The sequence below is a fragment of the Lysinibacillus sp. NPDC048646 genome (assembly GCF_050272295.1).
Lineage (GTDB): Bacteria > Bacillota > Bacilli > Bacillales_A > Planococcaceae > Lysinibacillus.
On sequence record NZ_JBNNLZ010000022.1, the window covers coordinates 41,450 to 67,458 of the forward strand.

Annotated in this window: 21 protein-coding genes; 15 read left to right on the plus strand and 6 right to left on the minus strand. The window is 39.4% G+C overall.

The window, feature by feature from the left end:
- Nucleotides 1-183: 183 nt before the first annotated feature.
- Nucleotides 184-867, minus strand: coding sequence for a ZIP family metal transporter (locus ACQKII_RS19200; protein WP_427462053.1), 684 nt, complete (start codon nt 865-867; stop codon nt 184-186).
- Between the two features lie 481 nt (nt 868-1,348).
- Between ACQKII_RS19200 and ACQKII_RS19205 the strand changes: the two genes are divergently transcribed.
- Nucleotides 1,349-3,037 carry an FAD-binding protein gene (locus ACQKII_RS19205; protein WP_427461998.1) on the plus strand — a complete coding sequence of 563 codons (1,689 nt, stop codon included), beginning with the start codon at nt 1,349-1,351 and terminating at the stop codon, nt 3,035-3,037.
- A 343-nt stretch (nt 3,038-3,380) separates the two neighbouring features.
- The gene (locus ACQKII_RS19210; protein ID WP_427462000.1) at nt 3,381-5,081 is read left to right on the plus strand and encodes a GNAT family N-acetyltransferase; all 1,701 of its coding nucleotides are present in this window, start codon (nt 3,381-3,383) and stop codon (nt 5,079-5,081) included.
- Between the two features lie 581 nt (nt 5,082-5,662).
- Here the strand turns inward: ACQKII_RS19210 and ACQKII_RS19215 are convergent.
- Nucleotides 5,663-6,268, minus strand: coding sequence for a 3-ketosteroid-delta-1-dehydrogenase (locus tag ACQKII_RS19215; protein WP_427462002.1), 606 nt, complete (start codon nt 6,266-6,268; stop codon nt 5,663-5,665).
- A 509-nt stretch (nt 6,269-6,777) separates the two neighbouring features.
- Here ACQKII_RS19215 and ACQKII_RS19220 point away from each other — a divergent pair.
- A complete protein-coding gene (locus tag ACQKII_RS19220) occupies nt 6,778-8,388 on the plus strand; it encodes a Na/Pi cotransporter family protein (RefSeq protein WP_427462004.1) in 1,611 nt (536 codons plus the stop codon).
- Nucleotides 8,389-8,554: 166 nt separating this feature from the next.
- On the opposite strand, the gene ACQKII_RS19225 is transcribed toward ACQKII_RS19220, so the two are convergent.
- The gene (locus ACQKII_RS19225; RefSeq protein WP_107924188.1) at nt 8,555-9,544 is read right to left on the minus strand and encodes an alpha/beta hydrolase; all 990 of its coding nucleotides are present in this window, start codon (nt 9,542-9,544) and stop codon (nt 8,555-8,557) included.
- Nucleotides 9,545-9,618: 74 nt separating this feature from the next.
- Here ACQKII_RS19225 and ACQKII_RS19230 point away from each other — a divergent pair, with 74 nt between their 5' ends.
- From ACQKII_RS19230 to ACQKII_RS19270, 9 genes are all read left to right on the plus strand, one after another.
- Nucleotides 9,619-10,062: an SACOL1771 family peroxiredoxin gene (locus tag ACQKII_RS19230; RefSeq protein WP_427462006.1), complete on the plus strand. Its 444-nt coding sequence runs from the start codon at nt 9,619-9,621 to the stop codon at nt 10,060-10,062.
- A 193-nt stretch (nt 10,063-10,255) separates the two neighbouring features.
- Complete coding sequence (locus ACQKII_RS19235) at nt 10,256-10,891, plus strand: sugar transferase (RefSeq protein WP_427462008.1); 636 nt, start codon at nt 10,256-10,258, stop codon at nt 10,889-10,891.
- Between the two features lie 52 nt (nt 10,892-10,943).
- Nucleotides 10,944-12,038 (plus strand): glycosyltransferase family 4 protein, encoded by a 1,095-nt coding sequence (locus tag ACQKII_RS19240; protein WP_427462010.1) that lies wholly within the window; start codon nt 10,944-10,946, stop codon nt 12,036-12,038.
- The gene (locus tag ACQKII_RS19245; RefSeq protein WP_427462012.1) at nt 12,031-13,713 is read left to right on the plus strand and encodes a GNAT family N-acetyltransferase; all 1,683 of its coding nucleotides are present in this window, start codon (nt 12,031-12,033) and stop codon (nt 13,711-13,713) included. The genes ACQKII_RS19240 and ACQKII_RS19245 overlap by 8 nt, the downstream gene beginning before the upstream one ends.
- Nucleotides 13,664-14,452, plus strand: a complete 789-nt coding sequence (locus ACQKII_RS19250) for a hypothetical protein (protein WP_427462014.1) — start codon at nt 13,664-13,666, stop codon at nt 14,450-14,452. Before ACQKII_RS19245 ends, ACQKII_RS19250 begins: the two co-directional genes overlap by 50 nt.
- A complete protein-coding gene (locus ACQKII_RS19255) occupies nt 14,428-15,423 on the plus strand; it encodes a polysaccharide deacetylase family protein (protein WP_427462016.1) in 996 nt (331 codons plus the stop codon). The genes ACQKII_RS19250 and ACQKII_RS19255 overlap by 25 nt, the downstream gene beginning before the upstream one ends.
- A gap of 371 nt (nt 15,424-15,794) precedes the next feature.
- Entirely contained in the window at nt 15,795-17,057 is a 1,263-nt protein-coding gene (gene hutI / locus ACQKII_RS19260) for an imidazolonepropionase (RefSeq protein ID WP_427462055.1), read from the plus strand.
- Between the two features lies 1 nt (nt 17,058).
- The gene (locus tag ACQKII_RS19265; protein ID WP_427462018.1) at nt 17,059-17,265 is read left to right on the plus strand and encodes a hypothetical protein; all 207 of its coding nucleotides are present in this window, start codon (nt 17,059-17,061) and stop codon (nt 17,263-17,265) included.
- A complete protein-coding gene (locus ACQKII_RS19270) occupies nt 17,196-18,029 on the plus strand; it encodes an agmatinase family protein (protein ID WP_427462020.1) in 834 nt (277 codons plus the stop codon). Before ACQKII_RS19265 ends, ACQKII_RS19270 begins: the two co-directional genes overlap by 70 nt.
- A gap of 373 nt (nt 18,030-18,402) precedes the next feature.
- Here ACQKII_RS19270 and ACQKII_RS19275 read toward each other — a convergent pair whose 3' ends face one another.
- Nucleotides 18,403-19,617, minus strand: coding sequence for an NAD(P)/FAD-dependent oxidoreductase (locus tag ACQKII_RS19275; protein ID WP_427462022.1), 1,215 nt, complete (start codon nt 19,615-19,617; stop codon nt 18,403-18,405).
- A 107-nt stretch (nt 19,618-19,724) separates the two neighbouring features.
- Between ACQKII_RS19275 and ACQKII_RS19280 the strand changes: the two genes are divergently transcribed.
- Nucleotides 19,725-20,612, plus strand: a complete 888-nt coding sequence (locus tag ACQKII_RS19280) for a 5'-3' exonuclease (RefSeq protein WP_427462024.1) — start codon at nt 19,725-19,727, stop codon at nt 20,610-20,612.
- Here the strand turns inward: ACQKII_RS19280 and ACQKII_RS19285 are convergent.
- Complete coding sequence (locus ACQKII_RS19285; RefSeq protein ID WP_427462026.1) at nt 20,605-21,114, minus strand: C39 family peptidase; 510 nt, start codon at nt 21,112-21,114, stop codon at nt 20,605-20,607. The two genes, ACQKII_RS19280 and ACQKII_RS19285, sit on opposite strands and share 8 nt — an antisense overlap.
- Before the next feature lie 424 nt (nt 21,115-21,538).
- Nucleotides 21,539-21,853 carry a thioredoxin family protein gene (locus ACQKII_RS19290; RefSeq protein WP_427462027.1) on the minus strand — a complete coding sequence of 105 codons (315 nt, stop codon included), beginning with the start codon at nt 21,851-21,853 and terminating at the stop codon, nt 21,539-21,541.
- A gap of 465 nt (nt 21,854-22,318) precedes the next feature.
- Between ACQKII_RS19290 and ACQKII_RS19295 the strand changes: the two genes are divergently transcribed.
- Together ACQKII_RS19295 and ACQKII_RS19300 are read left to right on the plus strand one after the other, a co-directional pair.
- Entirely contained in the window at nt 22,319-24,703 is a 2,385-nt protein-coding gene (locus ACQKII_RS19295; RefSeq protein ID WP_427462029.1) for a 3-hydroxyacyl-CoA dehydrogenase/enoyl-CoA hydratase family protein, read from the plus strand.
- A 50-nt stretch (nt 24,704-24,753) separates the two neighbouring features.
- Nucleotides 24,754-25,926 (plus strand): acetyl-CoA C-acetyltransferase, encoded by a 1,173-nt coding sequence (locus ACQKII_RS19300; protein ID WP_427462031.1) that lies wholly within the window; start codon nt 24,754-24,756, stop codon nt 25,924-25,926.
- Nucleotides 25,927-26,009: the final 83 nt, after the last annotated feature.

Below are 26,009 nucleotides of genomic sequence, written 5' to 3' on the forward strand. Positions count from 1 at the left end.
ATAAATAAAATTCAGAAGAGAGTACTAGTTGATGGTAGGCTCAGGCCACGCCCCCCGGAAAGTGTCCGCCGTAGCGGACATCAACGCATACAGCAAAAAAGTGTTAGATCGACAGCAGTCAATCTAACACTTTTTCTCTTTTGTCCCAGCCTCTTTCTTGAATTGAACGATTTGTACAGTCCTTCACAGCATTAAATGGAACGCATAACTCAAAAAATAGCCCAGTAATATATATATCAGAAATGACCTCATCGATACGGCCCGAATATGATGCAAGATAAATTCAGAAATACTCGTCGTGGCAATCAAACCGATGGATACGCCCATGAGTATACCTTGCACTTTATCGGGAAGGTTTGTGTATTGACCAATCCAAATAAATAGACTAAAGAATATTGAAAAACCTACAAAATAAAGTAACAGTCTCCAGAGTCTTTCTCCTTGGGAGAGAAAAGCCGTACTAAAAGCAAAACCCTCAGGTAGATGGTGGAGAATGATTGAGGCTGTAATTGTAATGCCAAGTGCTGAATTTCCTAGTAAATTTCCGACGGTGAGGCTGATGGGAATGGTGTGGATAATCATGGCGAATGCAAGTAAGGAAACGGAGGGATTTTGTGAATTCGTAGGGTGAAATAAACTACTAAGAATTTGAAACATTAGATAGCCGATAACTATGCCAAGAATTATGCCAAAGGACTTGTACATGTGAAAAGAAGTTGGAATGATATCTAACGCTAGTAACCCCACTAAAAATCCACCACATAATAGTGATAAACCTGCATTCGTATGCTGAAATAGTTTTGAAAAGACCCAAGCAATAGCTCCGCCTACACTGACACTGAAAAATAGAAAACCACCAAGTATCATTGCACTCAACTACAATATTCCTCCACCCCATCATAATCTTAAAGCTGTTTTACAAAATATATGCAAACTAGCGCTTTATATGATAATTGTTGCATGTTCTAAAAAAAAATTACACTATGTAATGTATGTAAATGAAAATAGACTTAATAAATACATAACCGTTTAAAAAGGCTTTTAATTTTAGCTCCTTCTTAGAGTTACTATTTGAATTAATTTCCTAAATAGTTTTTCTATAAAGAAACTTGTGCTTGACCGCGGAAAGGGTCCGCCTGTAACGGAATATAATGATGTGATAGGAACGATTACTTTATTTTCTTTCATAATATTCGCCTTTATTGATATGAAAGTGAATGATGAAATTGATTCATTTGGGAAAAAATTGATAGAATAAATTGACTGAATATTGGTTTAATTCTATACTTTTAGTAGTTATACAGATTCATTGATTTAGTAACTACTAATGAGAGTGAGGAATATGTGTATGAATTGGGATGCGAGTTATGATGTGGTAGTTGTAGGTTCGGGAGCAGCAGGGTTAACGGCAGGGCTAACAGCAAAGCTTCAAGGAATGAAGTCATTAGTGATTGAGAAAACTGATCGTTATGGGGGGGCATCTGCTTTATCTGGTGGTGCGCTATGGATTCCAAATAACCATGTGATTAAAGGTGCGGGAGTTCCTGATACACACGAACAAGCTCGTTTATATTTGGATTCAACCATTGGGGATCGCGTGCCAGCCGCATTAAAAGAAGCTTACATTACACGTGGACCTGAAATGTTAAAGTTTTTATACAATAATACCAATCATATACGCTTCCAGTATGCGACAGGTTATTCGGATTATTATCCTGAAAAACCAGGAGGCTTCGCTCAAGGACGGTCGATTGAGCCACTTTTATTTGATTTGAAAAAGATGGGTACATTAGGAGATACAATGCGTCGTTCGACAATGTCTACGAAGGGATTCACAATGAACAGCTTTGAATTCCATAAGGTAAATATGATTAGACGTACAACGATAGGTAAAACAACTGCACTGAAATTAGGCGCGAGGTTAGTGAAATCTAAAGTAACAGGAAGTCAGCCAGTAGGCTTAGGACAGTCATTGATTGCACGACTAAGAATGTCATTAGCGGAGGCGAATGGTGAGCTTTGGCTTTCAACGGCTTTTAAAGACTTTGTCGTTGAAAATAATCGTGTTGTTGGTTTACTCGTAGAGCGAGATGGACGCGAGCTGCATATTGAGGCCAAGCGTGGTGTTGTCCTTTCATCTGGTGGTTTTTCACATAATCAAGCGTATCGTGAGAAGTACTTACCGAGTCCAACCGATGCTAAATGGACCTCTACACCAGAAGGGCAGACAGGTGATGTTATTGAACCAGGTTTACGAATCGGTGCAACCTTAGATCTAATGGATAAGGTATGGGGGGCACCATCAGTAATCGATCCAAATGGACAACCTTTCTTCCTAGTAGCAGATCGAGGCGTGCCAAATATGATGGTTGTCGATAATGTAGGGAAACGCTATCTAAATGAGGCAGCCCCTTATCATGAGTTTGTAGAGTACATGCAAGCGCATCATAAAGACACGAATGATGCTGTGCCATCTTGGATTCTGATTGATGCAACAGCAAAGAGTCGATATATTTTCACCGGGTTATTTCCCGGGCAAGCATTCCCACAAAGCTGGTTTGACCATGACATTGTGAAAAGTGCACAAACAATTGAAGAACTAGCGCAGCAAATGGATGTACCGACAGCGAATTTAGTAGAAACAGTTACGCGTTTTAATGTTTTTGCTCGTAATGGTCATGATGATGATTTCCAAAGAGGAGATAGTGCCTATGATAATTATTATGGGGATCCAACGTTGAAAAATCCTAATTTGGCTGAATTGAACAAAGCACCTTACTATGCTTTGCGTTTATATCCTGGTGATATTGGTACAAAGGGTGGCTTAGTTGTGGATGAGCAAGCACGTGTTGTAAAGGCAGATGGCACACCAATAGAAGGTCTTTATGCCTCTGGAAATTGCTCTGCGTCGATTATGGGCGAAACATATCCAGGACCAGGTGCGACACTGGGGCCAGGAATGACTTTAAGTTATATTGCAACCTCTCACATGGCGAATGCAAGTAACAAACAGCAAGCAACTTTTGTAGAGGTATAAAACTTACTCATACTAAGGGGCTTACCCAAAAAGTAAAAATAGTGTGCTAGGAGTACTCATGGCATGCTATTTTTTTTTGATGGAAAGGGTAAAATCCGCGTAGACGCTTGCGGGAAAGCAAAGCTGATTTTCATCATATAGAAAACGATTGTATTATTTGAAGGACTGTTGGGGCCTCTTCTTTTTAATAGGCTTAGAAGCTTGTGAATATAACTGTTCTAATGTTTTGTATCTAAGAATAGAGTAGCTACTGAGTGCAAAATTGAAAATGTATAAATTTATTTGGTTTGCTCGAAAACAACGAAGCATTTTCATCGAAAGTAAAAAAGGAGTGACAAAACACGTGTTAGTGTATAGACTCGTGACAACGATTGAAGAGCTAGAGTCGTATAAGGACACTTGGTCAGGGATACTGGAACGTGAAAAAAATGACAATCCTTTTATAGAGTATCAATGGGTTTCTACTTGGTGGACGACACTTGGAAGTGAAGAAAATGTAGAAATTTACATTGTCGAGCACAAAGGAGAGAGTATTGCATTTTTCCCTTTCATCCGGACTGTTCGCTTTGGTGGAATCCATCAAGTTAGCTTTTTAGGACAAGGATTTGCCACTTATATGGGCGTGATTGCTGAGGGTGTTTGGAAGGAACAAGCTATGGAATATTTATTAAAAGAGCTTACTCGAAAATATAAAAGAATTATTTTTGTGTTGCATGGCTTATTAGAAAGTAAGAAAACATCTTATATACTGGAAAAATATGCGCAAGAACGACAACTACCTCATTCAGTTTTCCGCACTGTGACACCTTATATAGATTTTAAATCTATGGAACTCAATGCTTTTCTTCAGAAGCATCACAAAAGGTTTAAAAGCATTAATCGTCGCGAAAAACGCTTAAGGGCACTTGGTAAATTAAAATTTCAAGAGGTTAGTGCCAAGAATTTAGATGGGATGTTTGAGTTATTTGAAAGAAGATGGCGCAAAAAAATCGATAAAAGTGGGTTTACTGAACGTCAAACACGTCTTTTTTTTGAACGTTTAGCAATGCAACAAAGTAAAGCATTTCGTGTGGAAGTAGACAACCTAGAGTTTGAAGACCAGTGGATTGGCTTTACAATTGATATTTGTTGCAGAGATCGGAATTTTTGTCAGGCAATGGGTCACGAGCCTGATTTTAATATTTTTGGGCCTGGGCGATTAATTGAAAGAGCAAATATGTTGAAGGCACATCGTTTAAACTATCGATTTTATGATTTTGGAAGCGGTTATGAGCCGTATAAGTTTGAATGGTATACACATTTGGATTTTACGCGAAAATTTGTAATGAGTACTGAAGGAACGAGAGAGCGTATTATCCGGCTGATGATGGTGGTGCGTGATACATTGAAAAGAAAATTAAGTGAAAATCACCAACTGGTAAAACTGAAACGGGATCGATTAGGTGAGCTTCAATATTTTTTAAAAGAAGCCCGTCTGAAAGATTGGTTTGTTACCTTAAAAAAAGGAATAAATCGCATGATCGTTGTAACCAGTTTTGACTTGTATTATTTAAAGAGTACGGTACGTCAAACAACTACTGATTTAAATGAAATTTCCATACAAGATGTATTGGAAAGTGACAATCGATCAGAACTCATTTCACAGTTTTTTAGAGGTTATAAGCTTTATGGTGAAAACACACAACAAATATCATTTTTGCGCCATGATAATTTAATACGTGAGGAAGCTGTCGATTTTACACAGGAACTTCCGCCTAATTCTACGTATATTAAAGATAATGCCATTCAGCTATTTCCGAAAATAGTGGCACAAGTGCAGCAAGAAGGAAGGGCAATATGCACCGCTGTAAATTGGTATGAATGGCGCAAACGAAAAACGCTTGTGAAGTTAGGATTTGAAAAAGTGGAACGAGTACGGATTCGTCGTTTATTTAAATGGGAAAAAATTTCTCGTCAAGAAAATAAGTGGGCAAAACATATTCAGTATAAAGGACAAAAGTTTGAACATATATGGCACTTAGTGTTGTTCCCTTTGCTTATATAAGAAAAAATCCTCAGCGCCTACAGTTTTTTCTTTTTGAATAAAAAGTAAGAAACCGTTGATTTCCGTTCCAGGCGCACCCTTTCCGCAGGCACGGCTCCAACTAATTTTTGTGGCGGGTCGCCGCAAAAATGGATTTTCGCACGTGCTGTTCCTGCAGGAGTGTCACGCCTTCCACTCCGATCAACTTGTATCGCCTACTGATATCCTATTCTGCTCCTAACCTGCTAAAAATAATTGAGGTGATGATAAACATGAGACGGAAAATCAAATCAAAGCGCGTGAACAGCTTGAAATGCACCTTCAAAAACGACAAAAGGTATTCGGAATAATCACATTCCGAATACCTTTTGAAATTTTATCAGAAAGAAAAATTAGTGACAAATAGCCCCTATTAACGAGAGTAGCACTCTGTGATCAACTATTTTTTGCTATTTTTGGACTTTGCCACCCCCGCGAAAAGCGTCCACCGTAGCGGAAATCAACGGGTTCATATAGATACTTCTATTTAAAAGAAAAAAGACTGTCAACAAACTCAATTTTTTGAGTTTGTCGACAGTCTGGCCTTTTACTTGGCATGGAGTTTAGAAGTGGATGCCTGGCTTGTCCGTAAGTTTGCAACCAGTGCCATATTTTGCTTTTAACGAGCCTTTGAAATTTGTTTGTTCAAGTTCAGGATATGTCTGTTTCCATAACTCAAATACATTATGATTAGATGCTACACCTTCTTTTGTTAAACGGACGATATGGAAACCATACTCATCATTACATCTAGCTAAAGGACGATTTTCACGAACTGTAAGTATACGACCGCTCGCAGTAATTTCATATAAACCTTCAAAATCAGGCACTGCTCGTTTTTCTTCATGTAGCGCTGTTGTATTTTCATCAGCTTCTTCTTCAGAAGTTTCACCAGTTTCTTCTTCAGCAGCCTCCACCGCTGTATTTTGCATAGGTAGGTTTTCTACAATTATAAAATCTTTATTCGAAGCTTTGTCGCTCATAGTGGCCATCACGTTCATGATTGAGCCCACATAGTGCATTGGTTTTTCGTTACTTTCTTCATAAACAAAAATATTATAGTCGGTTTTATTGACCTTTTTGATAATTATATTGCCTGTTGGTATCGTAAAACCGATAAATTTTGTTTTATTGAGTGCTTGTAATGCTTGTTGCTTTGTTAAAATCATCATCAAATCTCCTAAAGAAATGTTTTCTCTAGTTTACCATAAAATGAAGGACACTGTTTTTCATAAAAGTGAAACAAACATAGCTATCCTATAAAATATAAAGATGGTAATATTAAGTATTATTAAATTTGTAAGTTAATTTCATAAATAGTTTTTTTATAAAGAAAACACGAACATTTTTGTAGGAGCGTAAGGCGGCGACTCCAGCGGGAAAATCAAGCGAAGCGAGACCCTGGACTGAGCTTTTATGGGAACGAAGGCTAAAAGCGTCACGTCCTGTGACAACGCCTTCGTGATCAACATCCTATTGCCCCGAAGCGGCTCGGTGCTTGCCTGCGAAAAGCGTCCGCCTGTAGCGGAATAGTACTATGTGATAGAAACAATTACTTTATTTTCTTCCATACTATTCGCCTTTATTGATATGAAAGTGAATGATGAAATTGATTCTTGTAAATATTTATTAATCTTTCATGACATTTGTAAAATATTTCATAAGGAGTGTAGATAGTTTGATTAATGTATTAGGGGGCATTGGTTTATTCTTACTCGGTATGACGATGCTTACTAACGGTTTAAAAGAGCTTGCAGGGGATGCACTAAAAAAATGGTTGAACCGTTTTACGGGTGGCACAATTAGTTCGGTGTTATCAGGCACATTGATGACGATGCTTGTGCAATCCTCCACTGCCACTACGCTGATTACAATCGGCTTTGTCAGTGCAGGACTATTAACATTTGTGCAATCCATTGGTGTCATTATTGGTGCAAATATTGGGAGTACAAGTACAGGGTGGATTATTTCTTTAATTGGCTTCAAGATTAATATGCAAACAATGTCATTACCTTTCATTGCACTTGGGGTATTTGTACAATTATTAGCTCCTCGCGATTTTAAAGCGGCAGGAGGTCTTTTTACAGGCTTTGGCTTATTATTTTTAGGTATTGATGTACTTCAAGGCGGTATGGCCTCCGTACAGGATATGATTCCATTTGATGCGTTTCAGGCGAATACAACCGGGGGTAAAGTCATTTTGATTGTCTTGGGTCTGATTATGACAGTTATTATGCAGGCATCAAGTGCAGCAATTGCCGCTACATTGACAGCGTTATATGCAGGGGCTATTGATTTTGAACAAGCGGCATATTTAGTCATCGGCCAAAATATTGGTACAACCGCAACTGCACTTTTTGCGACGATCGGTGCTTCAACAGCAGCCAAGCGAACAGCAATGACGCATGTGCTATTTAACGTAGCAACAGCAATCATTGTAACGTTCGGTGCAACGTCCATGTTTAAACTGACTGAATATGTAACAACCATCATTCACAATGGCTTCGATGAAACACTTGGTATTGCAGTATTTCATACATTATTTAGTGTAGTAGGTGCAATTATTTTTGTGCCATTTGCACGTCCATTTGCACGAATGATTGAGAAAATAATCCCTGAAAAGGGCAGCTATTTAACGCGCAATCTTGACGATAGCGTAGCAAAGGTGCCAGGAGTTGCTGTAGAGGTTTCATTTAATACGCTTCAGGATATTACGAAAGAGTTAACAACAGTTATTGTAGCGCTTATTCAAACTCAAAAAATGACAACGGAAGTTGAAAGTAAGCTAAATCAAATTGATGAAGCAATTGAAAAAACACGATTGTTCATGGATTCTATACAATCAACATCTAAGAAAGATCGCTACAAGCATATTTCATTGTTACATGCATTGGATCATTTGTATCGTTTGGCAAAGGCACTTCGTGAACAACATCCAAATTCACTCCAATTACAGCCAATATTAACGAAAAAATGGCTGACAGTGTTGGAAGAAGTACTTCTGATCATTGATGAGGATACCCGTCTACCTGAGATTTCGATGCTTTTACAGGAAACTTCAGCCGGAATGGCAGCTGAACGGCGAGATAAACGCAATGCTTATTTTGAGAACTCTGTTGGCAACATGGTAGAGTTAGAGACGGCGGTTTCAAAAGTAGAAGCATTATTGTGGATAGATCGCCTCGTCTATCACTACTGGCGTACAACTGCGCGGTTAGCAGAATATCAAACCGCGACGAAAAAAAGCCGACATGGGGAAGCAACGAAAGACTTTGCTTTAACAGATTAAAAGAATGCCCGACTCTCTTGGTTGTTGCGAGAGCGGGCATTTTAATATGGACGACATTTGCTATTCTTACAGATTATTGGACACCGCTCGGGTAAGGGAGCCCCAGCGCTCGGTTTCCAGCTAGTATCGGCTCAGGTCTCCACTGAAACTACATTCTTTATGCCCCTTATTTATGACTCCTTGTTTGTAAGAAGGCAATGACTTTTTCAAACGTCTCTATAGCTTCAGGGCGATTCATCATAAATTGATATTCATGTGGAAGTTCAGATCCATCTTCAAAAAATTGACGGACAACAGGAATATTGAGTGACTCAAGCTTATCTGCCATTGTCATGCCATCTTCTGTGAAGGTCATTTCTGTACCATCAGTTATAAAGGTTGCTGGGAAATTTGGCGAAACATATTCTAACATATTGGCATATGGAAGTTGCTCGTGTTCTTGCCATTTTTTTTCGCCGATATAACTCCATGCTATTCGAGTGAATAAATAATTGATAACAGGATTATTACTCTTTTCTGTAATATTGGAGAAGTCATATGGACCACAAAATAGTAAAGTCCCTTGAATAGAGTGAGCAGGAACAACAGCAATTTGTTTAAGAAGTTTTGCATACTGGGAATCGACTTGAATATTGACAAATTGGCTGGCAATTTGTGCGCCGGCAGAATCGCCAGCAAAAAATATTTGGTCTAAGTCGAACGGGTAGTCGGCGGCAATTTCAGTAATATACTGATAGGCTTCTGTTAATTGAATAATAGGTCCTGGATATGTGGCGCTAGGAGCAAGTTCATAGTTGATGTTCACGACAGCAAAGCCATGACTGGCAATTTGAATGGCATATTCCGTAACATCTTTTTTATCGCCGCCAACGTAGGCACCACCGTGTATCCAAAAAATAACAGGTATTTTATCTTTTACATCCTTTGGGAAATGCATATCTAACAGATTATCTTTGTGGTTAGAGGGATAAATAAGGTCTTTAATGGTTGAAACGGTTTCTTCTATTTCATTATAATTAGGTGGCTTTACGGCCATGCCATTTTTGAATAAATTATGAACAAGCCAAGTAGTAGGTCGAGGGGAAAAATGAACCCAACCTGTAAAAGATACAAGTATAGCAAGTAATATTGTTATAAATACTTTGAATATTTTCAATGACAGCACACCATTCTAGTTAGTTTTAAACAATTATAAACAATCACTAACGATATCGAAAAGGGGAGATTTAAGTGGTTCAACATAAGTTTAATATGAATTTAACGTGGTCAGAGGGAAGAGATGGTGCAGGGAATTTAACAGCAAGCAAATTGAACACTAAAATTTCTATTCCACAGGAAATGAATGGGCCAGGAATTGGTACAAATCCAGATGAAATGTTACTTGGTGCAGCGGCTACCTGTTATTTAATAACACTGGCAACGCTATTAGAAAATTCGAAAGTACCCGTGTTGGATTTGTCGATGCAAGCACAAGGGTTTGTAGATGTAACAAATGGTGTTTTTACATACGAGCGCATTGTCCATAATCCAACTATTGTTGTCAAAGATTTAACTGATCGTGAGCACAGACGCATTCATCGAATAGCTGAGAAGGCAGAAAAAACATGTATGATTAGTAAAGCGTTACAAGGAAATGTTCGAATTGAATGCCAAATTCAAATTGAACAAGGCTAAATGAAAAAATTTACTAACTAAAACAATAAGTCACTTTTATTTTCAAACTTTTGAGGAGTTATTTCAGAAATGTCTCTGAAATGACTTTTTTTTTGTCATATAAACTGTGTATTTGCTTTGTCTGAAATAGTTCTATTAGTGTGGGAAATGAATATATAAAGTTAAGTGCTAAAAAAATGCAAAGGATGATGTATTGCACGTACAGGCAACTGAGACAATCACATTTTACGGTCAGTACGGGAAGCGAATTTTTGATATTGTAGGGGCAATACTCTTACTTTTCATAACAATTCCTCTTATGTTAGCAGTATTCCTCCTATTATTAATTACTACAGGTCGCCCCATTTTCTTTAAACAAATTCGAACAGGCTCTGATCATCAACGGTTTATCATTTGGAAGTTAAGGACGATGAACATTCAGGCAATCCCTGTAAATATGCCTACTATGTGTGCGGATGGCATACCTGATGATTACTATTTCAAAGCTGACCAAGATGCGCGTATTACAAAAGTGGGGGTTATTCTTCGTAAGTTAAGCATTGATGAAATTCCACAGCTCATTAATGTTTTAAAAGGGGACATGAGTATTGTCGGACCCCGGCCAGAAGTTCCAACGATAACAAATGCTTATAACACATTGCAGTCACGACGCTTAGAAGTTAAGCCAGGGTTAACAGGGCTTGCTCAAATTAATGGTCGATCAAATATTTCTCATGGGCAAAAAATATCATATGACATTCAGTATGTAGAAAACTTTAGCTTTTGGATGGATTTAAAAATTGTCATCAGAACACTGTTCGTGGTATTAGCGAGAACAGGAGCTTATTAACAAAAAAATAGGGCGGTGTTGGATACTGAAAATTGTTCAGCTGATTACGCGAATGGATAAAGTAGGTGGCGCGCAGAAACATGTAGAGGAACTTGCCATAAAATTAAAACAAGACGCCCATGAGGTAACGATTGTCACGGGCTTATATGATGCATCTTTATGGCGTTTACAAGAGGAAAAAATCGAGGTAATCAGTATACCAGCCATGCAACGTGCGATTCATCTATCAAAAGATTTACAGGCTCTTTGGCAACTGAGATCCGCTTTAAAAATCATAAAACCTGATGTTATAGCTGCACATTCCTCAAAAGCAGGTGCCATTGGACGTTTAGTCGGTAGATTTTTACGCATCCCGACAGTTTTTACTGCACATAGCTGGAGCTTTACGGAAGGGGTTCCACCAAAGAAGAAACTGATGTATCGACAGCTTGAAAAAGCAGTGCAGCCGTTAACGACAAAAATCATAACAGTATCGGAGTATGATCGTAAGCTGGCACTTACAAAAGGCATTGCTCCTGCTCATAAATTAATGACGATTCATAATGGCATTGCGCAATTAGCTGATCAACATGCACCAAAGTATGACAGTTTAGACTATCCACTGATTATGATGGTTGCTCGCTTTGAAGTGCCCAAAAGGCAAGATGCATTATTGGCAGCATTGATGGAACTACCAGAAGTGCCGTGGCGCATTCAGTTTATCGGGGATGGTTCACTACGTCCAGCTCTTGAAAAATATGTTACTGATAAAGGTTTTGCAGACCGAGTAACGTTTTTAGGCAATCAATCAAAAGTCACCGAACTGCTCGCACAAGCCCAACTATTTGTATTGTTATCGGACTGGGAAGGATTGCCGATATCAATTATCGAGGCAATGCGAGCTGGCCTTCCGATCATCGCAACGAATGTGGGGGGCGTAAGTGAGTTAGTTACTGATAATAATAATGGTTTTTTAATTGACCGTGAAGATAAAGAACTGCTCAAACAAAGACTGAGACAATTATTAACAGATGCAGCACTTCGTCAAAAAATGGGAGATGCCAGTGAACGTCGCTTTTTAAGAAATTTTACGTTCTCTCCGATGTACCAGAAAACATTATATGTTTATGAACAGGCCGTCTCAAAGTTATCTAAGAAAGGTGATTAAATTGCAATTAATACGTATTAGAACTGATGATGAGCTTACCTTATATAAGGAAATCTGGGATGAAATTTTAGCTAATGAACAGAATGATAATCCATTTATTGAATATGCTTGGTTTTATAATTGGTGGAAAATTGTTGGAAAAAAAGAGCAGGTAGAGTTATATGCTGTTAAAAAGGAAAACCATATCATCGCTTTTTTCCCATTTACTGTGCGCAGGCAATGGGGTGTCCGTATTTATGCTTTTGCAGGTGAAAATATGGCCAATTATTCAGGCATTATAGCGCCTAATAAGTGGCTATTATCGGCTGCAACCTTTGTATTTGATGAATTAATCAAAAAGCATCGCCATCTAATCTTTTCGTTTCATGGTCTATTGGAGAGTGGTGAATCTTCGAAAGGTATTGAACAATATTTCGTTGAAAGGCAGATGCGACCAAGTATTTTTCGTGTAATAACACCGTATCTTGCCTTTAACGAAATAGATTTTTCAAGTTTTTTCAATAACCGTCGCAAGATGCATGGGGTAGATAGGCGAGAAAGAAAACTCAGAAACTTAGGCTCCTTAAGTAGCAAAATTCCAGGCCAAGGTGAACTTTGGCAGATGTTCAGGCTGTTTGATAGACGGTGGGCGAAAAAGGTGGATACGAGCAGTTTCACGAAGGGCAAGAAAAGGGAGTTTTTTGAGCATCTAGCGCTTCTTAAAAGCGATGCGTTGAAAGTAGATGTAGAGGCTCTGCTATTTGAAAATCAGTGGATTGCTTTCACTTACGGGGTATGCTGTCGAGGACGATATGTGTCCTATGCACTGGGACATGAGCCGAATTTTAATCACTTTGGAGCCGGTCGTATTGTGAACCAACATATGATAAAGCGCTCCTTTAATGAGGGCTATAACAAGTTTGATATGAGCATCGGCTATGAGCCCTATAAATTTGACTGGCGCTCAGGCATAGATTTTACTAGGCGCATCATTATCAGTAACGGTACGAAGCGTGCAAAATTTGTAAAATATCGCTTGGCTTTAAAGGAACGTATAAAGGAAACGTTAAAAAGTAATCATCGCGTTGTGGAGTGGAAACGTAATACACTTGGACAATTGCGTTATTTAGCAAAGTATGGAAAAGGAAAAGATTGGCTAGAATATGGACAACGATTCGTAGAAAAGTTTATTCGTTTTAAGCAAGTAGATTTATTCGAATTAACCGCCACCGATAGTGTTACACAACTTCAACCGGTCGGGCTGTTGTTTGAGGAAATGTCGATTCAAGAGGCCGTGCATCTCGATCAGGAAGCCATGATTTCCTTGTTCTATCAGGGGTATACAATCTACAAAGATTCCTTTGCAGAGACGACTAAGCCTGCTTTTGCGTTGCACACGAATAATTGGCGTGTAGACGCATTGCAAATCGTTGAATCTTTGCCTAAGCAGACCTGTTTTTTAACATATGATGTCTATAAAAATATTGATATTATGACAGCTTTCTTCCAAAAAATAAAACCGACACACACACTTTGGGTAACTGCAAGCATTTGGCAATGGCGTAAGCGTAAACGATTGCAGCAACTAGGCTATAAACGTATTTCTCGAATGAAACATTTCAAATGTGCTCGCTATGAGCGAAATCATGTGGAAAAATACACAGAGAGTGGGGGCGATGTTCATTCTGTCCATTAGAAGTAAACGATGGAATATCGCAATGCAGCATATTTATTTTGCAGAGAAGCCAGCAAATATTAGAAAGCCGATGAAGCTTGTATGTCATACACATTCACTTGTACCGAGTCGCAAGCTTGTCAAAAGTGAAACTGTTCATATTCAATTAACGGATCATGAGCGTACAATGTATACAGCATTGTCGAAGAGCAATCAAAAAATGCTCCGCCGTGCACAGCAAGAAGCTTATCAAATCTTTTTATATGAAAAACCGACAGAGGAGAATTTGCGTGCATTTCAACGGTTTTACAATAATTTTGCGAAAAGGAAAAAAATCGAGCAAATTAGTAAAGCCCACATGGAGTCCATTACATTATTAAATAACAAAGGCGCTTTATTATTGTCCGAGGTACGTAGCATCTGTGGACAAACTCTATGCTATAGACTCGATATAGTCCATGCTAAAAAAGCCATGTCTTATTTTGTGGCGACCTGTCAGCCCCTTTCGATGCCTACACATTTAAAGCGACCGATTCGTTATGCTAACCGCTTTTTACTATGGCATAATTTATTGCATTTAAAGCAACAAGGCTGTTTGCTATACGATATGGGTGAGTTGACCGATGTAGAAACCATACGCACATTTAAGCTTAGCTTCGGAGGACAAGTTGTAGATGTTTATTCTGGTTTCATTGCACAATCGAAAATAAGTGCACTGTTACTGGGCGTGCAAAAGTGGAGGAAACCGCAATCAAAGTAAATCGTGGTGGTTTCGTTATTTCCTTGGATTTTGAGCTGAACTGGGGTGTCCATGATGTGTTTAGACATGGACAATATGATGAAAATTTATATGGAGTACGCTATGCTTTGCCTAAAATACTTACATTATTTGAGAAATACGGCATTCATGCAACGTGGGCAACGGTCGGTTTATTGTTTGCGGAAACGAAGGATGAAATGGCGCATTATTTACGAGGAATCCCAGTAAAGTATGAAAAAAAGCGCTATGCAGCGCATTTGCAGCTTGCGAATGTAGGTGTAAATGAGCAAGATGATCCCTTACATTTTGGTAAATCCTTAATTGAAGAAATAATGCGGACACCACATCAGGAAATCGGTACCCATACATTTTCACATTACTATTGCGTGGAGAATGGTCAAACAGAAGATGATTTTCGAGCAGATTTACAGGCCACAACGTTGATAAGTGCTGATTACATCGCACCCATGAAGTCTATAGTTTTTCCTCGCAATCAGGTGAACACCTCTTATTTTGAGGCATGTCTGGAGGTGGGGCTTGTATGCTATAGAGGAAATGAAACACATGCATTATACAGCCCTAAAAAGTTCACAAAAAAAAGTAGGCTATTGGGTGCGATGAAATGGCTAGATAGCTATGTGAATATAACAGGCAATCATTTGATACGATTAGAAGAGATGAAGAAAGACGTATTCGTAAATGTACGTTCGAGTGCATTTTTAAGACCATACTGTAAGCGACTAAGTGTATTGGAAGGACTTAAAGTAAGACGTATCAAAGAAGGAATGCTTGCCGCTGCAAAGGCAGAAGCTTTTTATCATTTATGGTGGCATCCTCATAATTTCGGTAAATATACAGAAAAAAATTTAGCTATACTTGAGGAGCTTTTGCGGTATTTTCGAGAACTACAAACAACATATAATTTTCAAAGCTACTCCATGCATGAGGTAGCAATGCTTTGCCAGCAATAACATTTCTAAATCAGAATGTTATTGCTTTTTTTTTATCTCGCATCAACTGACCGTAAAAGTCCGATTGGTTCGGGCAACAGATGTTTTATGTGCGAAAGCGAAGCGGCAGCGACAGGATGTTTTATGTGCGAAAGCGAAGCGGCAGCAACAGGATGTTGGTCACACAAGCTTTTTCACAGGATGTGAAGGTTTTAGCTTGTGTTCCTCTATTTATTGTGGGGGATGAAGAAAATTCCCACTGATTGAAGTTTCACTATATGGGTCCTGTTGGAGATATTTTGTGAGAATAAGAGGAAAAATACCGAAGGATGACGAAGTTGGTTGATAGAAGATACGCTTTACGCATATAGGGGGAGTTAAGGATGACGGGAATGTCACAGAAGCCGATCTGGATTCAAAATATTTCACAATTAGTGACACTGGCTAGCGATAAAAAGGGACCACGTGTACGTGAAGAAATGCGAGAGCTCGGTATTATTGAGGGTGGAAGTGTATGGATTGAAAATGGATTGATTCAAGATTTAGGTACGACACGTGAAATGATTCTGAAATATATACATCGCGCAGAAGAAGCTGAGATTGTAGACGCAACTGGGAAAATTATCACACCTGGATTGATAGATCCTCATACGCATGTTGTTTTCGGAGGGAGCCGCGAGCATGAATTTGAGATGCGTTTAGAAGGTGCGAGCTATATGGACATTATGAATGCTGGGGGAGGTATTCATGCAACGACACGAAAAATGCGCTCATTATCAGAAGAACATATTTTCAATCAAACCGCGAGGCGATTGGACTTGTTTTTACAGCATGGAGTCACGACACTCGAAGGAAAAAGTGGCTACGGGCTGGATTTAGAAAATGAATTAAAGCAATTACGTGTAATGCGAAGATTACATGAAAAGCACCCAATGGATATTGTCCCAACCTTTATGGGAGCGCATGCGGTGCCAGAGGAATATAGGGAAAATCCAGATAAGTTCGTCGATTTAGTCATTGAAGAAATGATTCCAGCAGTTGTTAAGGAGAATCTCGCAAAATTCATCGACGTATTTTGCGAGGTAGATGTGTTTACCCCAGAGCAATCCGAGCGAGTTTTGCTAGCTGGAAAAGAATATGGACTTATTCCCAAAATTCATGCGGATGAGATTGAAGAAAATAAAGGTGCGTATGTTGCAGCAAAGGTGGGAGCTATTTCTGCAGAGCATTTATTAAAAGTGTCAGATGATGGTATCGAAGCGCTTGCAAAATCAGGAGTAATCGCTTGTTTATTGCCAGCAACGGCACTGTATTTAGGAGAGAAGCCAGCACGTGCACGAGACATTATTGATGCTGGTGTACCTGTGGCAATTTCAACAGATTGTAACCCAGGGTCATCCCCGACAATATCGATGCCGCTTGTCATGAACTTAGCATGTATTACAATGAAAATGACACCCGCGGAAAGCTTATGCGCTGCTACGTATAATGCTGCCTGTGCACTTCAAATTGAGGATCGTGTAGGCTCGATTGAAGTAGGAAAGCAAGCAGACATCGTACTTTGGGATGTGCATAATCATCAAAAGTTACATTATATTTTTGGTGTGAATCATGTGAAAAAGGTATGGAAAAAAGGCGTGAAGGTGGTCGGTTAGCATGTTCATTCAACCTGAATGGCTTTGGAAACAAGAGAATGGTTCAGGTATGCATCAATGGATAAAACAAAAGGAAAATCCACATCCAAATGATGTAGATATCATTGTCTATGGAGCGTACTATCGTATGCAAGTGAGTTGTCCAAAAAAGCACAGTATCCACAGGCTTTTCGCAAGGCATGGTCAAGTTTTCAATCTTATAATTTAGATGAACAAGTGGATTTACGTGCGCTGGCTGTTGTTGATATTGGCGACGTCGCCATTCATCCGACAGATAAAATGCTCTCTGAATCAGCTATAGAGGCTGCGGCAGAAAACTTAAGTGTCGCTTATCAGAGAAGCTTTACCTGCCTCATCGGTGGTGATCATACAATAACTGCTTGCTCCCTCCGTGGCATAAAAAATGCTTTCCCGCAGGATCGCATCGGCATTATTCAACTTGATACGCATTTAGATGCAAGGAACCAAGAGGAGATTGGGCTAGCAATGGATTCCCCTATCCAGCAGCTGATTGCAGCGGGCGTTGTCGAAGGGAAGCATATTTATAATGTAGGCTTGCATGGTTTTTTCAATTCACCCGAGATGATTCATGACGCACGTGAACAAGGTATACATATGATTACCTTGAAGCAAATGCGCCGAGATGGTATACAGCTCACAATTCGAGAAATGCTTCGTCAGCTAATGTTCGAGGTAGATCGTATTTATGTGTCAGTCGATTTGGATGCACTCGATATAACGTTTGCACCTGACGTACCGGCTGCTACACCTGGTGGTTTAACAGCTTATGAATTATTTGATATCTTAAAGCTCATTGGCGAAAATGAAGGTGTTCGCCATATTGACTTTGTTTATGCAGATCCTAAAGAAGGGGAGTTACGAATCGAAACAGTGAAAACGGGTGTGACTGCATTCTTACAATGGATTACAGGTATTCAACTCGATCATCGGCATCGCCTTTCGAAAAAATAAAGAGCAGCTGTCTCAAAAGTGAAAATAGCATGCTTCAGACTGTAGACAAAAACTCGGTAAAAAATCGAGTTTGCTTACAGTCTTTTTCTTTTAAAATAGAAGTATCTATATGAACCCGTTGCTTTCCACTACGGCGGACGCTTTTCACGGACCTGGCTTCAGGCTCCTCGTCGCTACGCTCCTGCGTGGCCTTCTCACTCATGCTATTCCCACAGAAAGCTTTGCTCTGTAGCGAAAGGCGAATGCCGTCAGCTACACTCGCCGCCTGCGCTACAATCAACTCGTGTACGTCTATAAATGATTGAGGTGATGGATAGGATGACGAGAAATAGTAAAAGGGTTCGGATTCCATACCGAGGTGCCACACTTCCCTTTATTTGATACCATTTTTACGAGCCAGGGTAACTATCCTCGCATCATCATTAGGTATATTTTTTAGCAAGTCCGTTATAATGTTTGCGCCAAGCATGCTATAAACCGTACCGTTTCCTCCATAGCCAAGTAAATAGTAGTAATGAGGATGACTAGGGTGTTCGCCTATAAAGGGTAGATAATCTATTGAATCGCCAAAGGTTGCACAATAACTGTAAGCTATTTTCACATCATATTGTGGAAATAGCTCTTGCATTAATTCAAGGAGCTTATTGGATTGTTTCTCCAACTTTTCCTCAGATTTTGGTATTTTAGCTTTATCTTCATCAAGTCCACCGATTATTATACGATTGTCTGGCGTTGTGCGCATATACAAGTAAGGACGCTTCGTTTCCCATATGAGTGATTGTTCAAACCATGGTTTAAAATTTTTAATAGAATTGGTCACAATGCTATAGGACCGTTTTAAATTCGTGCCTTTTAATTGTCCATAAGGTAGATTTTGATAACCTGTAGCAAAAATTACATTGCGTGTAGTGAATTGACCGTTAATGGTATGCAAAATAGTGTCTTCATTTGTATCCTCTAGTACATTCACCATAATATTCGTATAGATATGGAGCCCTTTTTGTTGGCATTGCTCAGCAAGAGACTGAACGAACTTTACAGGATTAAATTCAGCGTCATTAAATGTAACAAGGGCGCCATCTTTTTCAAAGCCAAAACGCTCTTTTATGATAACGTCATTCCAATACTCACAGGGAAACCCATGTGTATGCAATGCCTTAAATTCACACAACAACTTGGAAGCGTCACGTGTTTTACTGGCAAAGCAAATACTTTGTCGACGTTGGAAATCTGCTTGGTCAGGTAGTGTATGAGCTATCGCTTCAATATTTTGAATAGCTTCATAGCACATGCTATAAAAGCGAACCGCATCTTTTTCGCCAATTTGCTCAATGAGTTCATGCAACATAATGTCATTACTATAGTGTAAAATCCCTGTGTTAGCGACCGTACTGCCCATTGCAATGTCGTTTTTTTCAATCAGGGCAACTTTTAGGCCTGCTTCTAAGCAAGTGTGTGCAGCTAGAAAACCAGCTATGCCACCCCCGATAATAATGACATCATAAAAAGGTGCAATCGGATTTTTTATAATAGAAAGGTCTTTGTGAGTAGTCGTTGGCCAATATAAAGTACCGCTATGGATTTTCATATTAATAATCCCCCTTACATTATCTTTTATGATTCATGCCCATTTAAAGCATAGTTCAATCATTGTTGCTATAATAAAGGAATGTTTGATAGAGAGGATTTTTAACAATGACAACTAAACCAAAACTTTTAATAGTAGATGGCATGGCTTTATTATTCCGGTCATTTTTTGCTTCAGCAGCAATGGGACATTTTATACGCCTAGAAGACGGTACACCCACAAACGGTGCCCAAGGCTTTGTACGACATGTATTGACAGCACAGTCAATCATGCAACCAACACATATAGCCGTATGCTGGGATATGGGTGCACATACGTTTCGTAATGAATTATATGATGGTTATAAAGCGAATCGTCCAGCACCCCCAGAGGAAATGCTTCCGCAATTTGATATAGCGAAAACTTTATCAGAACAGATTGGTTGGCAAAACTTTGGTGTGGTAGGTATGGAAGCCGATGATGTAATTGGTTCAATGATTTCAAAATGGCAAGACGCAGCTGATATAACGGTCATTAGTGGGGACAAAGATTTATTGCAACTTTTAACGCCTTCGACACAGATTGCGTTTACGAAAAAGGGTTACTCGGAGTACGACGTATATACGCATGGACGATTTATAGAGGAATATGGGATTGAGCCAATGCAGTTTGCACAGGTAAAGGCCTTTATGGGTGATACAAGTGACGGTTATCCAGGAGTAAAAGGTATTGGGCCGAAGCAAGCCTTAACACTTATTCAAACATACGGTTCTATCGATAAGGTTATTGCTTCTTTAGCGGAGCTAAAGCCAGGGCAACGTACAAAAATTCAAGAGAATGTTGATATGCTGAGATTATCGCACGAACTTGCGAAGATTCAAACAAACGTACCAATAGAAGCTGAGTTTACGAGTTTAGCATTGTCAGGTTACGAGAACCATACATTTAAAGCGTTAGAAGAGCGAGGCTTTACATTAATCGCCAAGCAGGCACGCTCATTATATTCGCTTATGTAGGAGCGATTTTTACAAAACGCAACACTTTCTTGTTATCTTTATAAAAGGTTGTACGTATTCTACTATCACGATTTGGACCACCATTATCGTGGAAAATTAACAAGAGCTCATCGTCCTGAATTTCATAGCCAATGAGGGGTACCCAATGATAGGCATAAGCAGATTTTTTATCGTGCCATTGAAAGCTAAAATAACGATCGAAACGCATCGCTACAGAGCGACCTGTATCGATTTCCTGCATGGCTTCTTTTAATGTACAGTCCCGAATATCCCATGTTGGATACAACTTGCGAAGATTATAAACTAAGCGCCATTTAAACAGACCAATTTTGGTACCGCCCAGTATTTTGTAAAGTTCGTTGACAGCAGGGGATTTTTTGTCATCGTGTAAGTATTGTAAGATAACATGGACAGTAGTTGGCCCACAGGCAGAATTACGATAGGTTGGCGAAATGGATACATCGTATTGTGATTTTCCTTGTAAGGGCAATTGACAGCGCATAAAAAGCTCCTTTCAAAAAGCAGCTGGGACAAAACTTTAAATTTTAAGAAAGAGGAGCATAGGCGTCAGTAAATTTTTGCTATCTAAAATGAAGAAAAATTTACACGTTCTTCCTTTTGGAATAAATAAAATTTAGAAGAGAGCACTAGTTGATGGTAGCGAAGGCGGCGACTCCTGGGGATTAGCGTGACGCCTGAGACTACAGGCTCAGGCCACGCCCCCGGAAAGCGTCCGCCGTAGCGGACATCAACGCTTACAGCAAAAAAGTGTTAGATCGCTATCAGTCAATCTAACACTTTTTTTCTTTTGTCCCAGACTCTTTTTTTGTTGTGTAGTTGAAAATTTACTAACTCACTGTTGCCACTTCGCTTTCACAGCAGATAGTAGTACTTAAATGACTGGAAAGATAAGTGCTTTGGCATCATTACTGAGCAGATAGAAACTCGATGACTTGCTGTGGTGATTTAGCGTTAGCACTATGTAAATGAGCTAATTTTTCACCATTTTGGAAAATTAATAAGCTTGGAATACCCATAACATCATATTTTTCTGCGATTTCTGGAAGTTCATCACGGTTAAGCTCATACCAGTCGTATTGATTGTATTCTTCGATAATTGGGTCGATGAACATATTCATACGTGTGCAGTCTGGGCACCAACCAGCATAAAACTTCACTAGTACCTTTTGTTCGCCAGAGATCAGCTCGTTAAATTGTTCAGTAGTTGTAATTGTTTTCATTAGTATTTCACTCTCCTTGGTTACCATTCTACACATTTTTTATTAATCCTGAAAGTTTTCTGTTTGCACTCTTTGGGAATCTACTTATTGTTGTATTTTCGCTCGTAAAGAACAAAAAAAGTTGTATATTGCAAAAATAATTGGAGAAAAAAGATTGCTAAATTAGTAAAAATAATCTACACTAAAAACAGAAAAAGTAGTTTTATCTTCATTCATGGGAAGACTTGTATCTCTTTAGGTAGAGGATGAATACTCGTCAATTTTTATGCATCATGTGTCAAAATGCCAACTGAACGAAGAGAAGCCTCAGATGTATTCCACAGGTTTTTCCACGAAAGTGGTGAATCTTGAATTGTGCTAGCCCAATTCAAATTATGGATTAAAATATACTAAGGCGAATTTGATTTTTTTTGGTCAAAAAATGAATGACTATTCATTCAATGGGAGAATAAGGGGGAATTGCTTGTGACTTACAATATTAACAAAGCAGCTGTTCTGGGTTCTGGTGTAATGGGGTCTGGAATTGCAGCACATCTAGCAAACATCGGTATTCCAACATTATTATTAGATATCGCACCGAAAGAACTAACGAAAGAAGAAGAAGCTAATGGACTTACTCTTGAGCATCCAGTTGTACGTAATCGCTTTGCGCAAGGAGCTCTTAAAAAGTTAGTTAAACAAAAGCCGGCACCACTTACTTCTAAGGAAAATTTATCACTACTATCGGTAGGCAACTTTGAGGATGATCTAGAAAAGCTAAAGGATGTCGATTGGATTATTGAAGTAGTCGTTGAAAATTTAGCAATCAAGCAGAGCTTATATGAAAAAATTGAAGCTGTACGTACACCTGGTACAATTATCAGCTCGAATACATCAGGAATTAGTATAAATGCAATGGCGGAGGGGCGTTCAGAAGATTTCCAAAAGCACTTCCTAGGGACGCATTTCTTCAATCCACCACGTTATTTAAAATTACTTGAAGTGATTCCAGCAAATACGACAGCACCTGAAGTTATTAATTTTATGAAGACATTTGGTGAAGACATCCTTGGAAAAGGTGTTGTCCTTGCTAAGGATACGCCAAACTTTATTGCTAACCGCATTGGGACGTATGGTTTACTTGTAACATTACAAGAAATGATGAAGGGTGGCTATTCAGTCGGAGAGGTAGATTCTGTAACTGGTCCACTAATTGGTCGTCCGAAATCAGCAACCTTCCGCACATTAGATGTTGTCGGTCTAGATACATTTATTCATGTAGCGAAAAATGTATATGACCAAACGACAGCTGAAGAACAGCAGGTGTTTGCAGTACCAGAATTCCTACAAAAAATGGTGACTAACGGCTGGCTAGGCGCAAAATCTGGGCAAGGTTTCTTTGTGAAAAAAGGTAAAGAAATATTAGAAATTGACCCAAATACGCTAGCGTATAGTCCAGCGAAGAAATTACAAACACCTTCTATTGAATTAGCAAAACAAACACGTGGTCTAGCAAACAAAATCAAAGCATTAACATATGCGAAGGATCGTACAGGAGAATTATTATGGAGTATCTTTGCGCCAACATTAATTTATTCTGCCCAACTACACGGCGAAATTGCTGATGATATTGTGGCCATCGACAATGCTATGAAATGGGGCTTCGGCTGGCAGCAAGGTCCATTTGAAATTTGGGACGCAGTTGGCGTGAAAGAATCGGTCGCAAAAATGGAAGCGGAAGATCGTGTAGTACCAGCGTTCGTCAAAGATATGTTAGCGAATGGCTTTGACACTTTCTACGCTGAAATTGATGGTGATCTAGCTTACTACAACGGCACAGAATACGTGAAAGTACCGGTAAATGAAAAAGAAATTAACTTAAAGCGCTATAAGAAAAAACATGGTGTTATAAAGTCAAATACAGGTGCCAGCTTAATAGATTTAGGTGATGGTATTGCGTTGCTAGAGTTCCATTCCCAATCCAATGCGATTGGTTTAGATATTATTCAAATGATTAACTTTGCGATTGATGAAGTAGAAGCTAACTTTAAAGGCTTAGTCATCGGAAACCAAGGGAAAAATTTCTGTGTGGGTGCTAACCTAGGCATGATATTAGTAGAAGCGCAGGACGATAACATATTTGAACTCGATTTCGTCATAAAAGCTTTCCAAGATGCGATGCAAAAAATTAAGTATTCTCGCAAGCCCGTCGTAGCAGCACCATTTGCAATGACGCTTGGAGGAGGAGCAGAGGTTTGCTTACCGGCTGCACATATCCAAGCAACGATGGAAACTTATATGGGCTTAGTGGAAGTTGGCGTAGGATTAATCCCTGGTGGTGGGGGCAATAAAGCGCTTTACCAGAAATTCATCAAAGGTTTGCCGAATGGCGTAGAGGTAGACTATCAAAATATTGCTAATAAAGTCTTTGAAACAATTGCAATGGCAAAAGTCTCTACATCGGGTGAAGAAGCGCGTGTTAATAACTTCCTAGATTTTGCAGATGGTATTTCTGTTAATCCAGATCACCAAATTTATGATGCGAAGCAAACTGCATTAGCGCTTTATGAAGCAGGCTATCAACCACCAGTGCAAGCAAAAATCCCTGTTGTGGGTGCATCTGGTTATGGAACGCTACTGATTGGCGCACAAGCTATGTTTGAATCTGGCTTTATTAGTGAGCATGATTTGAAAATTGCGAAGAAGCTAGCTTATGTTATCGCAGGTGGTAAAGTTCCCTACGGCACATTGGTTGATGAACAATACCTATTGAATCTTGAGCGTGAGGCTTTCTTAAGCTTAGTGGCTGAACCACTGTCACAACAGAGAATGCAACACATGCTTTTAAAAGGAAAACCACTTCGTAACTAATGAAGACTGAATGATTATATTTGCACATGAAACAAAGGGGGATTTAAATAATGCGTGAAGCCGTTATTGTAGCAGGAGCACGAACTCCTATTGGAAAAGCGAAAAAAGGTTCTTTAGCGACAGTAAGACCAGATGATTTTGGGGCAATCGTTGTCAAAGAAACATTAAAAAGAGCGGGCTATGAAGGTCCAGTAGATGATTTAATATTAGGTTGTGCGATGCCAGAAGCAGAGCAAGGGATGAACGTTGCACGGTGCATTGGTGCGCTTGCTGGATTACCAGATACAACACCTGCTCTAACGATTAACCGATTTTGTTCTTCAGGTCTACAAGCAATTGCTTACGCAGCTGAGCGCATTATGCTTGGCCATTCAAAGGCAATCATTGCTGGTGGTGTTGAATCGATGAGTATGGTGCCAATGGTGGGCAATACACCTCGTTTAAATCCCACATTAGCTGAAAGTGCACCACAATATTACATGGGAATGGGGCATACAGCTGAGGAAGTGGCACGTCAATACAATGTGAGTCGTGAAGATCAGGATGCTTTTGCTGTACGTTCACATGAGCTAGCAGAAAAAGCCATTAAAGAAGGTAAGTTCAATGATGAAATCGTGCCTATTGAAGTGGAACAGCATTATGTGGACGACAATAACAAACCACAAGTAAGGAAATTTACTTTCAGTTTGGATGAAGGCATACGTCCCGGCACATCTGTAGACGGTTTAGCGAAGCTTCGCCCAGCCTTTCATGTTAAAGGAAGTGTTACAGCAGGGAACGCTTCTCAAACATCTGATGGAGCAGCGGCTGTCCTAGTTATGGATCGTGAGGAAGCGGAAAAGCAAGGAATGACACCAATGGCAAAGTTTTTAGGCTTTGCAGTTGGCGGTGTGCCACCTGAAGTAATGGGTATTGGTCCAATTGTAGCTGTTCCTAAAGCGCTTGAAATTGCAGGTCTTTCTATTGAAGATATTGATCTGTGGGAAATTAATGAAGCATTTGCCTCACAATCATTACAGGTTGTACGTCATTTAGGTATCGACCAAGATAAGGTCAATGTAAACGGTGGAGCAATTGCAATGGGGCATCCACTTGGCGCAACAGGCGCAATTTTAACATTAAAGTTAATTCATGAGCTAAAACGTCAAGGCAAGAAATATGGTGTCGTAACAATGTGTATCGGTGGCGGTATGGGGGCTGCTGGAGTATTTGAAATAGTATAAGTTTACTAGTTAAGCTCGGGGTTTGGCGTTTTCGGTTGCCTCCGAACAAAGTACTTCGGGCTTTTCTATAGATGGGATTGTAA

Coding starts and splice junctions, on each gene's coding strand:
- ACQKII_RS19200 (WP_427462053.1), bottom strand. CDS start 867: ATGATACTTGGTGGTTTTCTATTTTTCAGTGTCAGTGTAGGCGGAGCT.
- ACQKII_RS19205 (WP_427461998.1), top strand. CDS start 1,349: ATGAATTGGGATGCGAGTTATGATGTGGTAGTTGTAGGTTCGGGAGCA.
- ACQKII_RS19215 (WP_427462002.1), bottom strand. CDS start 6,268: ATGATTTTAACAAAGCAACAAGCATTACAAGCACTCAATAAAACAAAA.
- ACQKII_RS19240 (WP_427462010.1), top strand. CDS start 10,944: ATGGATAAAGTAGGTGGCGCGCAGAAACATGTAGAGGAACTTGCCATA.
- ACQKII_RS19250 (WP_427462014.1), top strand. CDS start 13,664: ATGTGGAAAAATACACAGAGAGTGGGGGCGATGTTCATTCTGTCCATT.
- hutI (WP_427462055.1), top strand. CDS start 15,795: ATGTCACAGAAGCCGATCTGGATTCAAAATATTTCACAATTAGTGACA.
- ACQKII_RS19265 (WP_427462018.1), top strand. CDS start 17,059: ATGTTCATTCAACCTGAATGGCTTTGGAAACAAGAGAATGGTTCAGGT.
- ACQKII_RS19275 (WP_427462022.1), bottom strand. CDS start 19,617: ATGAAAATCCATAGCGGTACTTTATATTGGCCAACGACTACTCACAAA.
- ACQKII_RS19280 (WP_427462024.1), top strand. CDS start 19,725: ATGACAACTAAACCAAAACTTTTAATAGTAGATGGCATGGCTTTATTA.
- ACQKII_RS19285 (WP_427462026.1), bottom strand. CDS start 21,114: ATGCGCTGTCAATTGCCCTTACAAGGAAAATCACAATACGATGTATCC.
- ACQKII_RS19290 (WP_427462027.1), bottom strand. CDS start 21,853: ATGAAAACAATTACAACTACTGAACAATTTAACGAGCTGATCTCTGGC.
- ACQKII_RS19300 (WP_427462031.1), top strand. CDS start 24,754: ATGCGTGAAGCCGTTATTGTAGCAGGAGCACGAACTCCTATTGGAAAA.